Annotated in this window: 14 protein-coding genes; 5 read left to right on the top strand and 9 right to left on the bottom strand. The window is 70.9% G+C overall.

Annotation, left to right across the window (positions count from 1 at the left end):
* The first annotated feature begins 1 nt into the window (after position 1).
* Genes VK611_25490 through VK611_25480 form a run of 3 tightly spaced genes read left to right on the top strand, consistent with a single transcriptional unit; the run spans position 2 to position 3,211 of the window.
* Positions 2–772 (top strand): SDR family NAD(P)-dependent oxidoreductase, encoded by a 771-nt coding sequence (locus VK611_25490; GenBank protein HMG44713.1) that lies wholly within the window; start codon positions 2–4, stop codon positions 770–772.
* Between the two features lie 32 nt (positions 773–804).
* Positions 805–1,983: an amidohydrolase family protein gene (locus tag VK611_25485; protein ID HMG44712.1), complete on the top strand. Its 1,179-nt coding sequence runs from the start codon at positions 805–807 to the stop codon at positions 1,981–1,983.
* 1 nt (position 1,984) lies between these two features.
* Entirely contained in the window at positions 1,985–3,211 is a 1,227-nt protein-coding gene (locus tag VK611_25480) for a cytochrome P450 (protein HMG44711.1), read from the top strand.
* Between the two features lie 33 nt (positions 3,212–3,244).
* Here VK611_25480 and VK611_25475 read toward each other — a convergent pair whose 3' ends face one another.
* Positions 3,245–3,661 carry a helix-turn-helix domain-containing protein gene (locus VK611_25475; protein ID HMG44710.1) on the bottom strand — a complete coding sequence of 139 codons (417 nt, stop codon included), beginning with the start codon at positions 3,659–3,661 and terminating at the stop codon, positions 3,245–3,247.
* Between the two features lie 270 nt (positions 3,662–3,931).
* Here VK611_25475 and VK611_25470 point away from each other — a divergent pair, with 270 nt between their 5' ends.
* The gene (locus VK611_25470) at positions 3,932–5,500 is read left to right on the top strand and encodes a hypothetical protein (protein ID HMG44709.1); all 1,569 of its coding nucleotides are present in this window, start codon (positions 3,932–3,934) and stop codon (positions 5,498–5,500) included.
* A 130-nt stretch (positions 5,501–5,630) separates the two neighbouring features.
* Here VK611_25470 and VK611_25465 read toward each other — a convergent pair whose 3' ends face one another.
* The 7 genes from VK611_25465 to VK611_25435 form a co-directional block, all read right to left on the bottom strand.
* Positions 5,631–6,803 (bottom strand): amidohydrolase family protein, encoded by a 1,173-nt coding sequence (locus VK611_25465; GenBank protein ID HMG44708.1) that lies wholly within the window; start codon positions 6,801–6,803, stop codon positions 5,631–5,633.
* 87 nt (positions 6,804–6,890) lie between these two features.
* A complete protein-coding gene (locus VK611_25460; GenBank protein ID HMG44707.1) occupies positions 6,891–7,178 on the bottom strand; it encodes an EthD family reductase in 288 nt (95 codons plus the stop codon).
* Complete coding sequence (locus VK611_25455) at positions 7,175–7,972, bottom strand: VOC family protein (GenBank protein HMG44706.1); 798 nt, start codon at positions 7,970–7,972, stop codon at positions 7,175–7,177. The genes VK611_25460 and VK611_25455 overlap by 4 nt, the downstream gene beginning before the upstream one ends.
* Positions 7,969–10,788 (bottom strand): ATP-binding cassette domain-containing protein, encoded by a 2,820-nt coding sequence (locus VK611_25450; GenBank protein HMG44705.1) that lies wholly within the window; start codon positions 10,786–10,788, stop codon positions 7,969–7,971. Before VK611_25450 ends, VK611_25455 begins: the two co-directional genes overlap by 4 nt.
* Positions 10,785–12,980, bottom strand: coding sequence for an ATP-binding protein (locus tag VK611_25445; GenBank protein HMG44704.1), 2,196 nt, complete (start codon positions 12,978–12,980; stop codon positions 10,785–10,787). The genes VK611_25450 and VK611_25445 overlap by 4 nt, the downstream gene beginning before the upstream one ends.
* A gap of 67 nt (positions 12,981–13,047) precedes the next feature.
* On the bottom strand, positions 13,048–14,382 hold the full coding sequence (locus tag VK611_25440) for an ABC transporter substrate-binding protein (GenBank protein HMG44703.1): 1,335 nt from the start codon (positions 14,380–14,382) through the stop codon (positions 13,048–13,050).
* A gap of 28 nt (positions 14,383–14,410) precedes the next feature.
* Positions 14,411–15,454 carry a Rieske 2Fe-2S domain-containing protein gene (locus VK611_25435; GenBank protein HMG44702.1) on the bottom strand — a complete coding sequence of 348 codons (1,044 nt, stop codon included), beginning with the start codon at positions 15,452–15,454 and terminating at the stop codon, positions 14,411–14,413.
* Between the two features lie 134 nt (positions 15,455–15,588).
* On the opposite strand from VK611_25435, the gene VK611_25430 reads away from it, so the two are divergent.
* The gene (locus VK611_25430) at positions 15,589–16,308 is read left to right on the top strand and encodes a helix-turn-helix domain-containing protein (GenBank protein HMG44701.1); all 720 of its coding nucleotides are present in this window, start codon (positions 15,589–15,591) and stop codon (positions 16,306–16,308) included.
* 24 nt (positions 16,309–16,332) lie between these two features.
* On the opposite strand, the gene VK611_25425 is transcribed toward VK611_25430, so the two are convergent.
* Positions 16,333–17,196, bottom strand: a complete 864-nt coding sequence (locus tag VK611_25425) for an SDR family NAD(P)-dependent oxidoreductase (protein HMG44700.1) — start codon at positions 17,194–17,196, stop codon at positions 16,333–16,335.
* Between the last annotated feature and the right edge of the window lie 380 nt (positions 17,197–17,576).

Raw genomic sequence — 17,576 nt, 5'->3', positions numbered from 1 at the left:
GATGGACCTCGAGAAGGCTTCGGTCATCGTGAGCGGCGGAGCGGGCGGGCTCGGCGAGGCGACCGTACGACGGTTCGTCGGCCGAGGCATCCCTACGGTGATCGCCGACCTGGACGACGAGCGCGGCCAGGCCCTGGCCGACGAGCTGGGCGATGACGCGCACTACGTCCGCACCGACGTGACCGACGAGAAGTCCACGCTGACGGCCGTGGAAGCCGCCACCGAGGCCGGGACGCTGCGCCTCGCTGTGGCGGCCCATGGCGCCGGCGCCGCGGTCGGCCGGGTCGTGGGCCGCGACGGCGAGCCCCTCGGCCTCGACGGCTTCCGCCGGACGATCGACGTCTACCTCACCGGCACCTTCAACCTCCTGCGCCTGGCCGCTGCCGCCATGGCCCGCTCCACGCCCGACGACGGCGGCGGCCGCGGCGTGGTCGTCAACACGGCGTCGATCGCCGCGTACGAGGGCCAGATCGGCCAGTCGCCCTACGCCGCCGCCAAGGCCGGCGTCGCCGGCCTCACGCTCGCCGCCGCGCGCGACCTGGCCGCCGCCGGCGTGCGCGTCATGACCATCGCGCCCGGCACGTTCTTCACACCCGCGTTCCGCATGCCCGAGGACGAGGCGCAGGCCCGTTGGGGGACGGCCGTGCCGTTCCCCAACCGCATGGGCCGGGCCACCGAGTACGCCGCCCTCGTCGAGCACATCGTGGCCAACGACTACCTCAACGGCGAGGTCATCCGCCTCGACGGAGCGATCCGCTTCGGCCCCAAGTAGCCGCCACCACACCACCCGATCGAAGGGGAAGCATGGACCGCCAGTCACTCAGAGGCAGCGTCTTCGACGCCGACAACCATCTCTACGAGCCGCGGGAGGCGCTCACGCAGTTCCTTCCGGATCCGTACAAGTCCGCGATCAAGTACGTCGAGGTCGACGGACGCACGAAGATCGCCGTGCTGGGCCAGATCAGCGACTACATCCCCAACCCCACCTTCGACAAGGTGGCGGCGCCCGGCGCGCAGGAGGACTTCTTCCGGCACGGCAACCCCGAAGGCAAGTCGCACCGCGAGATCTACGGCGACGCCATCGCCTGCCTTCCCGCGTTCCGGGAGCCGGGCCCCCGGCTGACGCTCATGGACCAGCAGGGCCTCGACCGCACGCTGATGTTCCCCACCCTCGCCAGCCTGGTCGAGGAGCGGTTCCGGCCCGACCCCGACGCCATGCACGTCGTGATCCACGCGCTCAACGAGTGGCTCCACGAGACCTGGTCGTTCGACTACGAGCAGCGCATCTACCCGACACCGATCATCACGCTGCCCGTCGTGGAGCGGGCCGTCGAGGAGCTGGAGTGGGTGCTCGAGCGCGGCGCCCGGGCGATCCTCGTCCGGCCTGCGCCCGTGCCCGGGCTCCGCGGCCCCCGCTCGTTCGGACTGCCGGAGTTCGACCCGTTCTGGAAGCTGGCCCAGGAGGAGAAGGTCCTGGTGACCATGCACGCGTCCGACAGCGGCTACACCCGCTGGGTCGGCGAGTGGGACGGCGCCAGCGAGTTCAAGCCGTTCCAGCCCTCGCCACTGCGGTCCTACTGGACCGTCGCCCATCAGCCCATGGCCGACGCGATCGCCGCTCTCGTCTGCCACGGCGCCCTGTCCCGCTTCCCCGGCCTGCGCGTCATGTCGGTCGAGAACGGCAGCGACTGGGTGCCCGGGCTGCTCCACCATCTCGCCGGCGTCCACAAGAAGATGCCGCAGCTCTTCGACGAGGACCCGATCGAGGTCGTCAGCCGCAACATCTGGATCAGTCCCTTCTGGGAGGACGACGTGCAGAGCCTGGCCAAGCTGCTGCCGATCGACCACATCGTCTTCGGCTCCGACTTCCCCCACCCCGAAGGACTCGGCGACCCCCTCTCCTACCTCGACCACCTCACCGGGCTCGGCGACGACGAGGTCCGCGACCTCATGGGCGGCACCCTGGCCCGCCTCGTCGCCTGACATGGCCGTGCAACTCGACGAGGTCGACCTGCTCGACCGGGACGTGTTCGCCCGCGGCGTGCCCCACGAGTGGTTCACGTTCCTGCGGGCACGGCATCCGCTGTTCCGGCATCCCGAGCCCCACGGTCCCGGCTTCTGGGTGGTGTCGAAGCACGCCGACGTGCGGGCCATCGGACGGGACCCGGCCACGTTCTCCTCGGACCAGGACCACGGTGGGATCATGCCGCTGGAGGACCCGGAGACTCCCGCGGCGGACCCGGGGATCAAGGTGCTGATCGCGATGGACCCGCCGGAGCACACGCGGTTCCGGAAGCTGGTCAGCCACGGCTTCACACCGCGCATGATCAACCGGATGGAGCCGCGCATCCGAGAGATGGCCGTGCGCATCGTCGACCGTGCCGTCGCCATGGGAACGTGCGACTTCGTCACCGACGTCGCCGCGCTGCTGCCCGTGGAGGTGATCGCCGAGCTCATCGGCGTCCCCGAGGAGGACCGTCACAAGCTCTTCGAGTGGACCAACACGATCGTCGGGGCCGACGACCCCGAGTTCTTCGTCGCCGAGGACCAGATGCACCAGGCGATGGCCGAGATGTTCGCCTACGTCGAGCAGCTCGCCGAGCAACGCCGCGACGACCCCCGCGACGACATCATGACCGAGCTGCTCGGAGCCGAGATCGACGGCGACAAGCTCACCGCGTTCGAGCTCAACGCCTTCTTCCTGTTCCTCTCCTCGGCGGGCAACGAGACCACCCGCAACGCCGCTGCCCACGGGCTCAGCGCCTTCCTGGACAACCCGGGAGAGTACGACAAGCTGGTCCAGGATCCTTCGGGACTGGTCAAGAGCGCCACCGAGGAGATCCTGCGGTGGGCGTCACCGGTCATGTACCTGCGCCGCAACGTCACCACCGACACCGAACTGCGGGGCCAGGAGCTGAAGGCCGGCGACAAGATCAGCCTCTGGTACGTCTCCGCCAACCGTGACGAGGAGGTGTTCGACGACCCCTTCCGCTTCGACATCGAGCGCTCACCGAACGACCACATCGCGTTCGGGGGTGGCGGCCCCCACTTCTGCCTCGGCGCCAGCCTCGCCCGCATGGAGCTCCGCGTGCTCTTCGAGGAGCTGGCCCGCCGCGCCCCCACCCTCCGCTCCCTCGGCCCACCCGCACCCCTGCGCTCCAACATCGTCGCCGGCATCAAGCACCTCCCCGTCGACCTCGGCACGGGATGAAACCTCCACCTGTTCCTGCCGGAGTCCCTCCCGCTACGCGCCGTTCTGGGCGGGTTCGGACGAGTCCTGGGGGTGTTCGGTGTCGTAGCGATGCCGGTTGGCCCGGAGCGTGTCGCGGTGATGGGCGGCCCATCCGGCGAGCACGTCGATGGGGGCGACCAGCGTGCGGCCGAGCGGCGTGAGGTCGTAGTCGACGCGGGGTGGGACGACGAGATGGGCGGTGCGTGTCACCAGGCCGTCGCGCTCGAGGCCGCGCAGGGTGCGCGTGAGCATGCGCTGTGAGATGCCACCGTCGACGCCCCGCCGCAGGTCGCCGTAGCGCCGAGGCCCGTCGCCCAGTTGGGCGATCACGAGCACGCTCCACTTGTCGCCGATGCGGTCGAGTACCTCGCGGAGTGGGCAGTTGAACTCGCCAGGGACACTCCACGTGGTCGTGTTCGATACGGACATTGATGTGCCTACTTCCCCATATAGTTGTTTCTCATTTAGGCTGACCGCAGTGTCTCGCTGGGGGATGCGGGAGGTCAACCGATCAGTGAACGCTCATCAGGCAGCAGCTTCGCGCCCGAACTCGGGCGGTCCGGCCTCACATGATGCGCCCTGCTGCTCTATGCGGTGATCTCCGATAGCAATATTGCCGTCGACCGTCACCGCTTGACAACTCAAATGAGTCGAACACGGGGGAATGACGTGAGAGCACGAAGAGCACGGTCGACCGCGATGGCCCTGGTGGTGGCATCCATCGCCACCTTCACCGGCTGGTCGTCGACGCCGTCGCAGACACCGGACGGGTCGACGCTGAACCGTCCCGTCGACGCGGCGGTGATCACCGGCCAGCAGGCCCAGGAGCTCGTCGGCACGGCGCCCGGCCGGGTCGTCGCCTTCCGGGTCGTGTCGGGCCAGTGGCAGCAGGTCCCGGTACAGGTCGACGAGCGCAAGGACACCACGATGGCGGCGGTCTACGGCCTGCCCACGTCGCAGACCTTCTACAGCTCGTCGATCAACATCCCGGTCAACGTCTACGCCGACCCGAACACGTTCACCGGCGCCGACGCCGACACCAACGTCGACGCCGACGACGAGATCGCCTTCATGGTGCGCGACGCCGGCGCCCAGGCCGACGCCACCATGACCGCACCGGCCGGCACCAGCGGACAGCGGGTCGAGGTGAAGCTCGCCGAACCGGGGACTGCCAGCGACGTCGGCCACGTCTACCTGTTCGCGAGCGACGGCTCGCTCGATCCCGGCGCCGGCCAGCACTACGTCGACTACCAGTTCCGCCTCGACAGCGGCGACTACAAGACCACCTACAAGCGCACCGACGGACCCAACCCCGAGAACAGCACGGTCACCGGCACCAGCTACACGGCGCACCACTCCGACCGCTGGACCATGGACGGCGTCACCCTGCGCCAGGGCAACAAGCCCGACGCCGACGTGATCGACCGGGTCAAGTACGACATCCAGCTGTTCTGCGCCCGCAACGAGAACACGTTCAACGACGAGGAAGGCGCGTTCGTCGTCAACCGCACCGGACCAGTGCGGGCCATCCGCAGCTACGTCGGTGCCAACAGCGGGCCCAACACACAGAACACCCAGGTGTTCTACGACACGTCGATCGCCACCACCGTCGACCTACGCGTCCACGCCATCCCCAACGTCGCCGCCCACCTCGACTTCAGCCGGGAAGCCCTCGGCATGACCTACCGCAACGCGCAGGTCCCTGACGGCGTCCCCATCGACGGCATGCCCGACACCGTGGCCCAAGGCACGCCCAACTGGTGGACCTACAGCGGTCCCCAAGGCGGCATCGCCGCCTCCGCCACCTACGACGTCGACGCCACCACCGCACCGCAGACCTGGTACGAGGACGACGACACGCCCACCAACGCCCAATGCACCGGCGACTCCCAGGCGATCGGTGACTCCGGCGCCTTCTTCAACCAATGGATCAACTGCACCGACCCGGGCACCAACTGCAGCCAGCACCTCAAGTCGTCGTTCCGGGTCGTGCTCACGCCACCCAGCACCACGCCGGCCGAGCTGCAGCGCCTGTCCGGGCACTACCTCAACCCGCTCGTCGTCACCGTCAACGGTCGCGGCGGCGGAGGCGATGGCGGCCAATGCGTCACCGCCCTCAACTCGGCCCACGCGACCGCCGGCCGGGCGACGACGTTCCTCGTGTGGGCATGGGCCGTCGGCACCGGCGACTACCTCGGCGCCACCTGGGACACGACATCGCTCCGCCAGACGAGCACCGGCATCTGGGACATGGTCCCCAGCTGCTGAACAACCGGCAGGACGCCCGGTGGCAACCCTGTCACCGGGCGCCGGGGCCAGGCGCCACAGCCGGCACCCGACCCTCGGACCAGCCCCGAGCCCTGACCTCGACAGCGGTGGGTCTGGTCACACCCGGCGATCAGGCGTGGACGTCGGCCACTGCCGGACAGATGCGCTCGACCAGCTCGGCGAGCGCCGCGACGTCGACCTCGTACAGCGCCGCCGCGTTGAGGCCGAGGATCTTGGCCGTCTCGTCCTCGGGGACGTGGCGGAACCGCTCGGCGATCCACTTGCGGGTGTGCGGGTAGGTGCCCTCTGGGTGCGGCAGGTCGTTGCCCCACAGCAGGTTGTCGACGCCGATGGCGTGGCGCCGGTCGATCTCGTCGACGCCGGGTGTGGAGGCGGCGAAGAAGCAGTTGCGGTTCACGTAGTCGCTCGGCCGCATGGACAGGTCGAGCTTGAAGACGTCGCCGAACTTGCGGGTGTTGTGCCCGCCCTCCCACTTCTCGTCCATGCGCATCACGAGGTCGGGCACCCACCAGGCGCCGTTCTCGGCGATCGAGTACTTCAGCTCGGGGTGACGCTCGAACACGCCCGACAGGATCAGCACCCAGAACGGCCGGGCGGCCCACCACCAGGCCTCGGCCGCGTAGATCGAGAGGAACCCCGGTCCCAACGTGTAGTCGGCCGGCCCGGCGCCCGAATGGCTGTGGACGACGAGGCCGGACTCGGCGCACGCGGCCCAGACGGGCTCGTAGCTGCGGTCGAGGTAGGCGGGGGCGTCGAACCACCGGGTGGGGATCAGGATGCCGCGCAGCCCGGCGTCGGCCGCGGCGCGGATCTGGTCGACGGCGTCGTCCACCCCGGCGGTGATCGGGACCACCGCCACGCCGATGCGGCGCTGGGGGTTGGTGGCGCAGAAGTCGGCGAGCCAGCGGTTGTGCGCCCGGGCACCGGCCTTGACGTTGGCCGGGTCCGCGCCTTCGCCGGAGCCGAGGCCCGACCCGAACGGCGACTTGGCCAGCCGGCCGGTCCCCAGCACGTCGGCGTCGGGGAACAGGACCTCGGCGGCCACGCCCTCCTGGTCGAGGATGGCGTCGCGCACCTGCGGGTCGTAGCCGGCCTTCATGTCGTGGTCGCCGGTCTCCTCGTCCCACTCCTCCACGAAGGCGGTGTTGACCATCTGGCCGGCCTCGACCGCGGCCTGGTGCTCGTCGAACGCCTCCCGGAACGCCGGGTCGAGGTACTCCCTGTAGACGTCGGCCGGCGGGCCGGCGTGGCCGTCGGATGAGATGACGAGGTACTTCGGCATCGCTCCCCCTGATTTATCGAAAGCCTTACGATAATACAGTGACCAGGGTGGGGACCGTCAACCCGTTCTGCGAGCGAACGGATGCGATCAGCCGGCGATCTCGCTGACCTGCCGGATCGGCGTGATCGTCGTGTAATTGGGGATGTCGGCCCGGATGGCGGCGGTGCCCTCGACCGCCATGGCCTGCTGCATCGCCTCCATCGAGTCGAACGTGAAGTGGACGGCCGCCACGTAGGGGCCGTCGACGCCCCGGTCGATCTCGGCGCTGTCGGGCTGCCACGTCTCCACCGCCAGCGGCACGTGCGTGGCGCGGTAGTAGTCGTGGTCGAAGGTGGCGCCCTCGGTGGCGGGGTAGAACACGGAGTAGCGGATCACGGGGACGTCCTCTCGGTGGGTTCGTGGCGCTGCACGAGCTCGACCTGGTAGCCGTCGGGGTCGGCGACGAACGCGATCGTCACCGGCCACCGGTCGAGTCGCATGGGGGCGACCAGCGATGCGTGACCGGCGGCCACAGCCTTGTCGTGCAGGCCCGCGCAGTCTTCCGTGTTGACGTAGAGCTTCCACATCGAGCCCATCCGCAGCGGGCCGTCCTGCTCCCGGTGCTGGGCCAGCTGCAGCTTCGAGCCCTGGCCGGGCTGCTCGACGATGGCCTCCAGGGCGTGGCCGATGTCGGTGCGGCTGGTGCACGTGAGGCCCAGCAGCTCGTAGAAGGCGACGGTGGCCTCGATGTCGGTGACGTTCAGGCAGTACTGCCCGAGCCACGGTGCGCCGGCGGGCGCGTCGTCGGGCCACGGGTGCCGCTCGACCAGCTCGACGAGGTAGCCGTCGGGGTCGCGGACGAAGCCGACGGTCACGGGCCAGCGCTCCAGCCGCTGCGGCGCCGAGTCGACCGTGGCCCCGGCCACCAGGGCCTTCTCGTAGGAGGCCTGGATGTCGTGCGTGTTGACGTACAGCTTCCAGAAAGCCGTGCCCCGGTCGAGGGTCGCCTCCTGCTCCTTCTGCTGGGCGAGCTGCAGCTTCGAGCCGCCCCCCGGGTGCTCGACGATGGACTCGAAGGCCTGGGGGATCTCCGTGCGGCTGGTGCACTCGAGCCCGAGCGCCGTGTAGAAGGCGATCGAGGTCTCGAGGTCGGTGACGTTCAGGCAGTACTGACCGAGCCAACTGGTCATGCCGGGCTCCTCTCGGGGGTGGGGACGGTGCTGTCACTGCGGGCGATGGCGCGCTCGTCGGTGCCGAGGTACGACGCCACCACCAGCGGGTCGTGGCGGACCTCGTCGGGCGGTCCGCTGCTGATCACGCTGCCGGCCTCGAGGCAGTAGATCCGGTCGCTGATCGACATGACGAGCGGCATGTCGTGCTCGATGACCAGCATCGACGCGTCGAGCTCCTCCCGGATCCGCAGCAGGAGGGGCCCAAACGCCTCGGCCTCCCGCTGGGCGATGCCGGCCGTCGGCTCGTCGAGGCAGAGCACCCGGGCGTCGGCGGCCAGCAGGCACGCCAGCTCGACGATGCGGCGCATGCCGGTGGACAGCTCGCTCACGAACCGCTCGCCGTAGTCGCCCAGCCCGAGGAACCCGAGGATCTCCTCCGCGTGCGACCGCTTGGCCCGCTCGACCCGTCGGGCCCGCGGCAGCCCGAGCGCCACGCTCACGAAACGGGCCCGGGCCCGGGCCTCGAGCGCCGTCTGCACCGTCTCCCGCACGCTGAGGTCGGCGAAGAGGGCCGCGTCCTGGAAGGTGCGGCCGAGGCCGAGCGCGGCGCGGCGGTGCGGTGCCCGGCCCTGGACGTCCTGGCCCAGCACCTCGATCGTGCCGCGGCTCGGGACGAAGCCGCCGACGGCGTTCATCAGCGTCGACTTGCCGGCTCCGTTGGCGCCGATGAGGCCGACGACCTCGCCGCGCCCGACCACCAGGTCGACACGGTCGACGACCGTCCTCGCCCCGAAGCGCACCGACACGCCCTCCACCCGCAGCGCGTCGGCACCGGTGTCGCCCAGGGGCGCCCGGGTCCGCAGCTCGTCCCGGCGGCCGGTCACCGCGGCGACGGGGGCCGGGGCGGCGGGATCGGACGCCGGCAGTCGCTCGGCCAGGGCGCCGAACACGACGTCGCGCAGGCCGTAGAGCAGCTGCACCAGCCCGCCCGGGAAGTACAGCAGCAGCACCAGCAGGCCGGCACCGCTCGTGAGCAGGGCGATCGAGGCGTTGCCGGGGAAGAAGGCCGGGAGGCCGACCACGAACAGGCTGCCGAGGACGGTGCCCGTGAGCGACGCCAGGCCGCCGACCACCGCGATGGCGACCACCGTCATCGAGGCGGTCGCCGTGAAGTCGTCCTCCGAGAACTGCACCATGAGGCCCACCAGCAGCCCGCCCGCCAGCCCGGCGACGGCACCCGACAGCGCGAAGGCGGTGAGCTTCACCCGGGTGGGCGACAGGCCGACCGCGGAGGCCGCCAGCTCGTTGTCGCGCACGGCCAGGAGCGACCGGCCGAGGCCGCTGGCCCGCACCCGGGCCACGACGACGACCACGACCGCGAGCGCGGCGAGGCACACGTAGTAGTAGGTGCGTTGCGACTCCAGCGACAGGCCGCCGATCGTCGGGCGCCGCAGCAGCGGCGAGAAGTGGTCGGGGTCGACGAAGACGGAGCGCGACAGGATCCAGGGCGCAGCCACGGCCAGCGCCAGGGTCGACACGGCGAGGAACAGCCCGCGCATGCGCAGGGCCGGGGTGCCGACCACCACCGCGGCCACCGCGGTGATCACGGCCCCGACGAGGACGGCGGCGGGGAAGGACAGGCGCTGCTGCACGAGCGCGTAGGTGGTCATCCCGCCGAGGCCGACGAAGGCGAACTGCCCCAGCGAGAGCTGGCCCGCCCAGCCGGTGAGCACGGTCAGCGACACGGCGATGAGCGCCATGAGGAGCACCCGGGCGTACAGGTAGTGCCGCGACGGGGAGGTCACCAGCAGCGGCAGCGCCACGGCGGCCACCAGCGCGAGCCCGGCGCCCAGGCGGGTGTGGTGCCGCACCCACCAGAACCGGAGCAGCGCCGGCGGGATCGGGCGGACGCGGGGCGCCAGCGAGAAGCGCTCCCGGATGCCGAGGCCCCGGGTCCGCAGGGAGACGACGAGCACGGCGACGAGCACCACCAGCAACAGGACGCCGTTCACCAGGCCCGGGTCGTCGGGGTTGTTGTAGAAGAGGACGGCCTCGCCGGTCCCCAGCACCACGGCGGCCCCGAGGGCGACGGGCATCGACACCATGGCCGCGATCACCGCCGCCGCCAACGTGCGCAGCAGGATGCCGGGGCCGAGCTCACCGGTGCTGGCGACGTTGGCTCCCGCCAGCGGCGCGCTGAGGATCGTGACCACGGCGGCCAGGGCCCCGGCCAGCGCCCACACGATCGTCGAGACCCGCTTCACGCTGATCCCCGCCAGCCGGGCCGCGTCGGGGTTGTCGGCGGCCGCCCGCACCGCGATGCCGTAGCGGGTCCGGTTGAGGAACCAGGCCAGCGCCAGGACGAGGGTCGGGAACACCGTCAACGCCACCGCGTGGTCGGCCCGGACCACCAGGTCGCCGATCGTCCACTGCTCGGTGAAGGCGGTGGGGAAGGCGCGGTAGGTGGCGATGTCGGGCAGCGCGAACTGCAGGAACAGCAGGAGCTGCGCGGCGCCGATGGTGGCCACGAGGAGCACGACGCGGGGCGCCCGGGAGAGCCGCCGTACCAGCGCCAGCTCCAGCAGGCCGCCGAAGAGGGCACCGGCGGCGACCGTGAGGACGAGCGCCGCCCAGAAGTTCCAGTGCCAGTTGACGACGAGCCGGACGAAGACGGCGGCCCCGAGCGCCCCGAGCTCGCCGAGGGCGAAGTTGATCACCCGGCACGAGCGGTAGATCAGGATGAGGCCCACGGCCAGCACGCCGATGGCCAGGCCCCGCATGGCGCCGCTGAGCAGCACCTGCTGGGGTGCCTCGAAGGCGAGGAGCGCGGTCACGTCGCGGCCTGCCCCAGGAACACGGCCCGGGCGAGGTCGTCGCGCTCGGCCAGTTCGCGGGCGGGGCCGTCGAAGCGGATCTGGCCCTTCTCCATGAACACGGCCCGGTCGGCCACCGCCAGTGCCACGTTCAACGACTGCTCGACGATGATCATCGTCAGCCCCTGCGCCTTGAGGTCGCGGACCGTGGCCAGCAGCTCCTGCACCATGATCGGGGCGAGGCCGAGGGACAGCTCGTCGATGATCAGGACCTCGGGCTCGTGCATGAGGGCCATGGCCAGCGCCAGCATCTGCTGCTGCCCGCCGGACAGGTCGCCCGCGGTCGAGCGCCGGCGCCGTTCCAGCTCGGGGAACCGCGTGAACGCCTCGGCGACCCGGCGCTCCAGGTCGGCGCCGTCGTGGAGGAAGCCGGCCATGCGGAGGTTCTCGTCGACCGAGAGCGTGGGGAACACGGCGTTGCCGCCCATGAGCTGGACGATCCCGATCTTCGCCCGCAGCTCCGGGTCGCAGTACGTGATGGTCCGACCGTGGAGCCGTACGACCCCGCGCGTCGCCACCCCCAGGCCGCTGATCACCCGCAGCAGCGTCGACTTCCCCGCCCCGTTGGTGCCGAGCAGGGCGACGGTCTCGCCCTGGTGCACGTCGAGGTCGATGCCGAAGAGCACCTGGACGGGGCCGTAGGAGAAGTCGAGGTTGCGCACCTGGATCGCGGCGGTGACGGCATCGTCGTCCCGGAGGCGCCGGGCCTCCTGCCGCTCCTCCAGCAGCTCCTCGACGCACCGCGAGATGTCGCCGCGGATGTAGCGGGCGCCGTAGGCGATGAGCGCCCCGCCGACGAGGGTGGAGGGCAGCACGATCAGCGTCAGGGCGGCCCGCCGGCCCACCGCATCGGTCAGCAGGCCTGTGAGCACGGCCCCGAAGAAGCCGCCGAACAGGAACACGTAGACGCCGACCATGGCCATGCCCCGGGACCGGAGGCGGTACGGGATCACCGACGACGTCACCGAGACGACCGTGACGAAGGCGGCCTGCGCCAGGGCGGTGCCGCAGGCGTAGAGCACGCCGAGCGACCCCACGTTCGGCATGTAGAGCCCCGCGACGATGAAGGCGCCGAAGCCGGCGACCATCGCACCGACGAAGGCGACCGCGGCCTCGGGGCTGCGCCGGAACAGCGTGTCGGCCCGCGGCCCGGCGTAGGCCAGCGCGGCCACGCCCGGCAGGGCGACGAGCGACCCGAAGACGCCGCGCTCCCAGGCCGACATGCCCAGGTCGTCCTCCAGGTACAGGTTCAGGAACAGCGGGATGCTGAACAACGAGAAGCCCAGCGCCGCCATGCCCGCCAGGAGGAAGTGGAAGCTGCGGATCTTGCGCAGGCGCTCGAACGCCACGCCGATGGAGATCGGCAGCTCGCCGGCGTCCTCCGCCAGCTCCTCCCCCAGCACGGCCTGCATCTCGTTGCGCCCCCGGCGCGGCTCACGGATCCTCCACAGGCCCGCGATCACGGGCAGGCTGAGCAGCGCCGAGACCACGAACACCCAGCGCCAGCTGTCAGGGCCCGCGATCAGGCCGGCGACGCTGCCGGCGAAGACGGGCGCCAGGACGCGACCGGCGACCTCGAACGACCCGTAGGCGGCGAACACCCGCGAGCGGGCCGGGATGGGGTACGTGTCCACCAGGAGCGGGCCGTTCACGGGCAGGGCGTACGACTGGCTGATGCCCGTGCCGAGGCGGGCCATGAACAGCCAGAACGCGCTCTGCACCAGGGCCGTGGCGAACACCACGACGGCCCACAGCGACATCGAGACGGCGGCGATGAGCTTGCGGGGGTGGCGGTCGGCCAGCGTGCTGACGGGGATCGACCCCAGCAGGAAGAGCACGCCGAACGCGGCCCCGATCGCGCCCATCACCGCGTCCGAGGCGCCCAGGCTCGCCTGGATGTCCGGCGCCAGCACGGCCAGCGCCGTGTTGTCGAAGGCGTCGATCACCCGGGCGAAGCCGACGGCGACGAGCGTCGTGGTCCCCCCGAGCTGCAGGGCCTGCCGGAGGGACATCGACTCGTCGCCGACCCCGGGCAGGAGGTCGTCGGCGATGACGACGACCGGGGCCGCGACCTGCTCGCCCTCCCGCCGGGCCTCCTCGGCGAGGACGGTCGCGGCCAGCGAGGCGGTGTCGACGCCCTCCGGCCGGCTCATGTCTCCCGCTCTCGGCCTTCGTCCGGGCCGCTCGGGCCACGCTCACTGCATCGCGGACGTTCGCTCATCAGTCGACCTTCACGGGATCGTCGGCCCGTTCGACGAACTCCTCGTCGGCGGCGCTGAAGTCGCACAGGAAGACGTAGTCGCCCGCGTCGTGCTTGTCGGCCGAGAGCGACCCTGGCGGCCCGGCGTTGAGGGTCACCTCGCCCAGCCCCTCGATGCCCCGGATCATGGCGGTCTGGCCCAGGTCGGCGGCGTCGATGTCGTCGCCCGCGTCGTCGAGGAGCTCCACCACGAGGCACAGCACGGAGGCGAACCCGAAGGCGTCGGAGCCGGGCTCGTACACCTCGCCGCTGTGCTCGTCGACCGCGTCGTTGCAGGCGCGGGCCTCGTCGGTGATGTCCTCGGGCAGGGCGAACGCGGTCGACGTGCCGATCGCCCCGTCCCAGGCGTCCTTCACCGAGGCGAAGAACTGCGACACCGTGTCGGTCACCTGGTTGCCGTTGGCCGCCCACGTGGGGTGGAAGTCGAGGTTCTCGGCCGCCTGCACGAGAGTCGGTCCGGTGAGGTTGGCGGCGGCCATGAAGACGAAGTCGACGCCGGCGTCCTTCATCTGCTGGACGGCGGCCTCGTGCTGGTCGCAGTCGGTGTCGCCTTCCGGGCAGGGCAGCGCGACGTTGACGGCCACCTCGTGGCCGAGCTCCTCCAGCGCCGGGATCAGGGTGTCCTCGGCCGCGGCCACGAACTCGGGCGACTGCTCGGCGGTCACGACCCCGATGGTCTTGCCCTCCAGGGCGCCCTCGGCGTCCATCATGTGCGCCCAGCCCGCGTACTGCCGGTTCGTGCTCATCGACGTGTCCGAGCCGGCGGTGAACAGCCGGCCCTCCGCCTCCTCGTAGAGCGCCTCGTCGAAGCCGGTGGGGCTGAGGGTGAGCGTCTCGTTGGTCACGGCAGTGCAGCGGGCGACGTTCCGGCTGATCGCCGGCGTCAGGACCACGGCGAAGGCACCGAAGTCCTGGGTCATCTCCAGGCAGGCCGCCTGGCCCGCCTCGGGGCCGGCGACGCCGTCGACCAGCGTGAGCCGGACCTCGATCTGCCGGCCGCCGATGCCCCCGTCGGCGTTGATCTCGTCGACGATCGACTGGACGATCTTCGGCTGGTCCCCGAGGTCGGGGACCAGGCCGGCCTCCACCAGCGCCCCGAAGTCGGCGCCGATGACGCCGATCCTGATGGTGTCGTCGGTCAGGCCCTTCGTCGACCCCGCGGCCCCGCTGTCGCTGCCGCCGGCGCTGTCGCTGCCGCCGGCGCCGCTGCCCTGTTCGTCAGGGTCGCTGGTGCACCCGAACGCGAGCAGCGCCAACGAGACCGCGACGGACGCGGCCTGTCCGAGCCTCCTCATGATGATTTCCCCCGTTGCTTGCAGACTCTTACGAGTAGAACTGCTGTGACCAGCGGCGATGCTCGAGGATGAGCTTCTCGGTCTTCGTGACGACCGGCGGGTCGCGGTAGACCTTGTTCTCCCAGATCGGAATGTCCTGCGAGACGCCCGCGCAGAACGAGGCGGCCGCGTCCTCGGCGGCGGTCTCGCCGTTGGCCTTGGGCGACGTGAAGATCCAGCGCACCACGACGTTGCCGGCGTCGATGGGCGTGGTGGACGACAGGAACGTGACGTAGCCCTTCACCCGGAGCACGCCGAGGCCCAGGCCGTAGCCCTCCCGCACGAAGTTGCCGCCACCGCCCACGGCCTTCTTGTAGGTGCCGTCGGTGACGAACTCGTCCTCGGGGATGCCGTCGGACCCGTGCACGAACCGGAAGTGGGAGAAGTCCACGTTGTTCTCGGCCATGTCCTGGGCGGAGACCCGGATCTCGAAGGTGCGCACGAGGATCGGCGACCAGTCGTCGTCGTGGAACTCGGGCACCACGGGCACGTCGTAGAAGGGCTCACCGCCCTGGGCGTGGTACCAGGCCCAGATCATGTGGTTGCGCTCGATGGTGGGGTACGGACGGGCGTGCGCCTTCGGCGGGATGTGCTTGACGTCGCCGTAGGGGATCTCGACGCAGTGACCCGAGGCCCCGTCGAACCGCCAGCTGTGGAACGGGCAGCGGATGCACTCGCCCTCCACCCGCCCTCCCACCGCCAGATGGGCACCGAGGTGCGGGCAGTGGGCGTCGAGCACGTGCGGCGCCCCGTCGGCGGCGCGGTAGAGGACGAGGTCGCGGTCGAAGTAGTGCAGCGCCCGGACCTCGCCGGGACCCAGGTCGGACGCCTCGGCGACGACGAACCAGCCGTTCGGCACCGGGAACGGGTAGCGGTCGCCGACGAAGGTCGTCACCCGCTGCCGCCGGTCCATGTCGGTCAGCAGATCGGGATCCCGGGGCATGGGGAGACCCGCCGGGAGCCCGCCGTTCGCTCCGTTGATGTCGGTCGCCGTCAGCTCGCCGAGGACGATGTCGTCGCTCACATCGGTCATGGTCAGCTCCCCCCGGAGCCCGCCTCACGGCGACTCATCGAATTTCCGATCCTTTGTAGATAATTCCATACGACCAGGCAGCACGCAAGGGCGGCGCTTCCCCGCCGCGCTGCCACCGGAGGTACGGTGCGCCCATGGCCACACCCACGCCGGCGGCGGCGAGCGAACGCCCGGGCCGCGGCCGGCCACCGCGCATCAGCCGGTCGATGATCGCCGCGGCGGCCCACGAGCTCGGCCTCGAGGGCCTGACCCTGCGAGCGGTGGCGAACCACCTCGACGTCTCCATCTCCGCCCTCTACCACCACGTGTCCAGCAAGGACGACCTGATGCACTTGGCCGCGGAGTACACCGCGGCGCGGGTGCCGCTGCCCCAGGACCACGGTCAACACTGGGCGCTCTGGCTGTCCGAGTGGGCGGACTACAACCGCGACGCCTTCATCGCCCACCCCGGACTCCTGACCCAGTACCTCGAGGGCGCCATCTCGGCGGAGGTCATCGCGGTCAACGTCGACGGCGTCCTCGACGTGCTCGTGCGGCAGGGCTTCACGATCCTCGAGGCCGACGCCGCCTACCAGCTCGTCATCTCGTGCGCGATCGGCACGGCCGTCGGCGCCATCCGCGAGCAGGAGACCCGCGCGGCCGGCCAGCCCCTCGGCGCCGACCACTGGGAGGTGCTCGACCAGCACCCACCCGACGAGCTGCCGAACCTCCGCCGGCTCCACGCCGCGATCGCCGATCACGGCCGGGAGCCCTTCCGGGAGCGCATCACCACCGCGCTCTGCGGGATCGCCACCCGGCAGGGCCTCGACTGGGAGCCGATCCGCGCCCTCCTCGACGACGCCGCCGGCCCCTGACCGGTCAGGGACCATCCTGCGTGGTCAACCGCCCATCTGGTGGACGACGGTGGGGTTCTCGAGCGCCGCGATCCTCTCGGCCCGGTCGCGCAGCGTCCCGACGTGTCGCTCCACGTCCAGGAGCAGCACGAAGCGGCCCTCTCTGATGCCCTGGACCACCATGTCGGCGAGCTCGTCGAGCGGCTGCACCGGCACGCCCTGCTCCCGGAGCGCGGCCACGGTCAGCGCCGGTGTCGACCGGGGACGCTCACGCGCCAGCTCGGCCGGCCGGTTGCGATCCGACGTCCACAGGCCGGTGTCGAGCAACCCCTTGCCCGACGGGTAGAACACCGCGGCCGACACCTTCGCCTCCTGATCCGACAGCTGCGCGGCGAGGCACTCCGTCACGCAGGTCACCGCGCACTTCGTGGCGGCGTACACGGACGCCTGGGGCATGGGGGTGATGGGGCCGTCGGGCGACGACGTGTTGATCACGATCCCCTCCTCGCCGGACTCCAGCATCCGGGGCACGAACGCCTGGATGCCGTGCGCCACCCCGAACACGTTCACACCGAACGCCCACCTCCAGTCGTTCGGCGTCGTCTCCCACACCAGCCCGCCCGGCGGTCCGACCCCGGCGTTGTTGCACAGCACGTGGACGGCCCCGTAGGCGGCGTAGGCCGCGTCGGCGAGTGCGCAGACCGACTCGAACGACGTCACGTCCGTCGGCACGCCGGTCACCTCCGCGCCACCGTCCCGCAGCTCGGCGACCGTCCGCTCCAGCGCCGCCACCTCCACGTCGGCCACGACCACCCGCATCCCCTCGGCTACGAAGCGCTCCACCAGCGCCCTGCCGATGCCACCCGCGCCACCCGTGACGACGGCGACCCTTCCCCCGAGATCCTGCATGTGGTCCCCCGATCGACGAATTTTCTAAAGGTGTGCGGAAAATAGCACGACCGACCGCGGCCAGCCCCTGGCCCCGCCGAGACAAGCCCCGCGTTCATCCCGGGGTTGCGGTGATCAGCGCCTGAGTTCGCCGCGGCGATCTGACGCCCCTCGGAGAAATAGAGGAAGGAAGCCGCCAGGTGAATTTCGGGCCGACGAGGTAAGGAACGCGAGTCTCACAGGCGACTCGAGGCCGGGCCGTCTGCGAAGCGAGGTATCTCCCGAAGCTCGATGACGAACGGATCAGGCTGACGAACGCCGGCCCCCTCAAGATCCCGTCGGCGCGTAGGTGACCACCATTGCGCCACCCGCAAACGTATCGACACCGACGAGTTGGAGAT

It is taken from the genome of Acidimicrobiales bacterium (genome assembly GCA_035316325.1).
Taxonomy (GTDB): domain Bacteria; phylum Actinomycetota; class Acidimicrobiia; order Acidimicrobiales; family VFJN01; genus DASXTK01.
The sequence above is the reverse complement of the archived record's forward strand: the minus strand, read 5'-3'. Positions and strand labels throughout refer to the sequence as shown.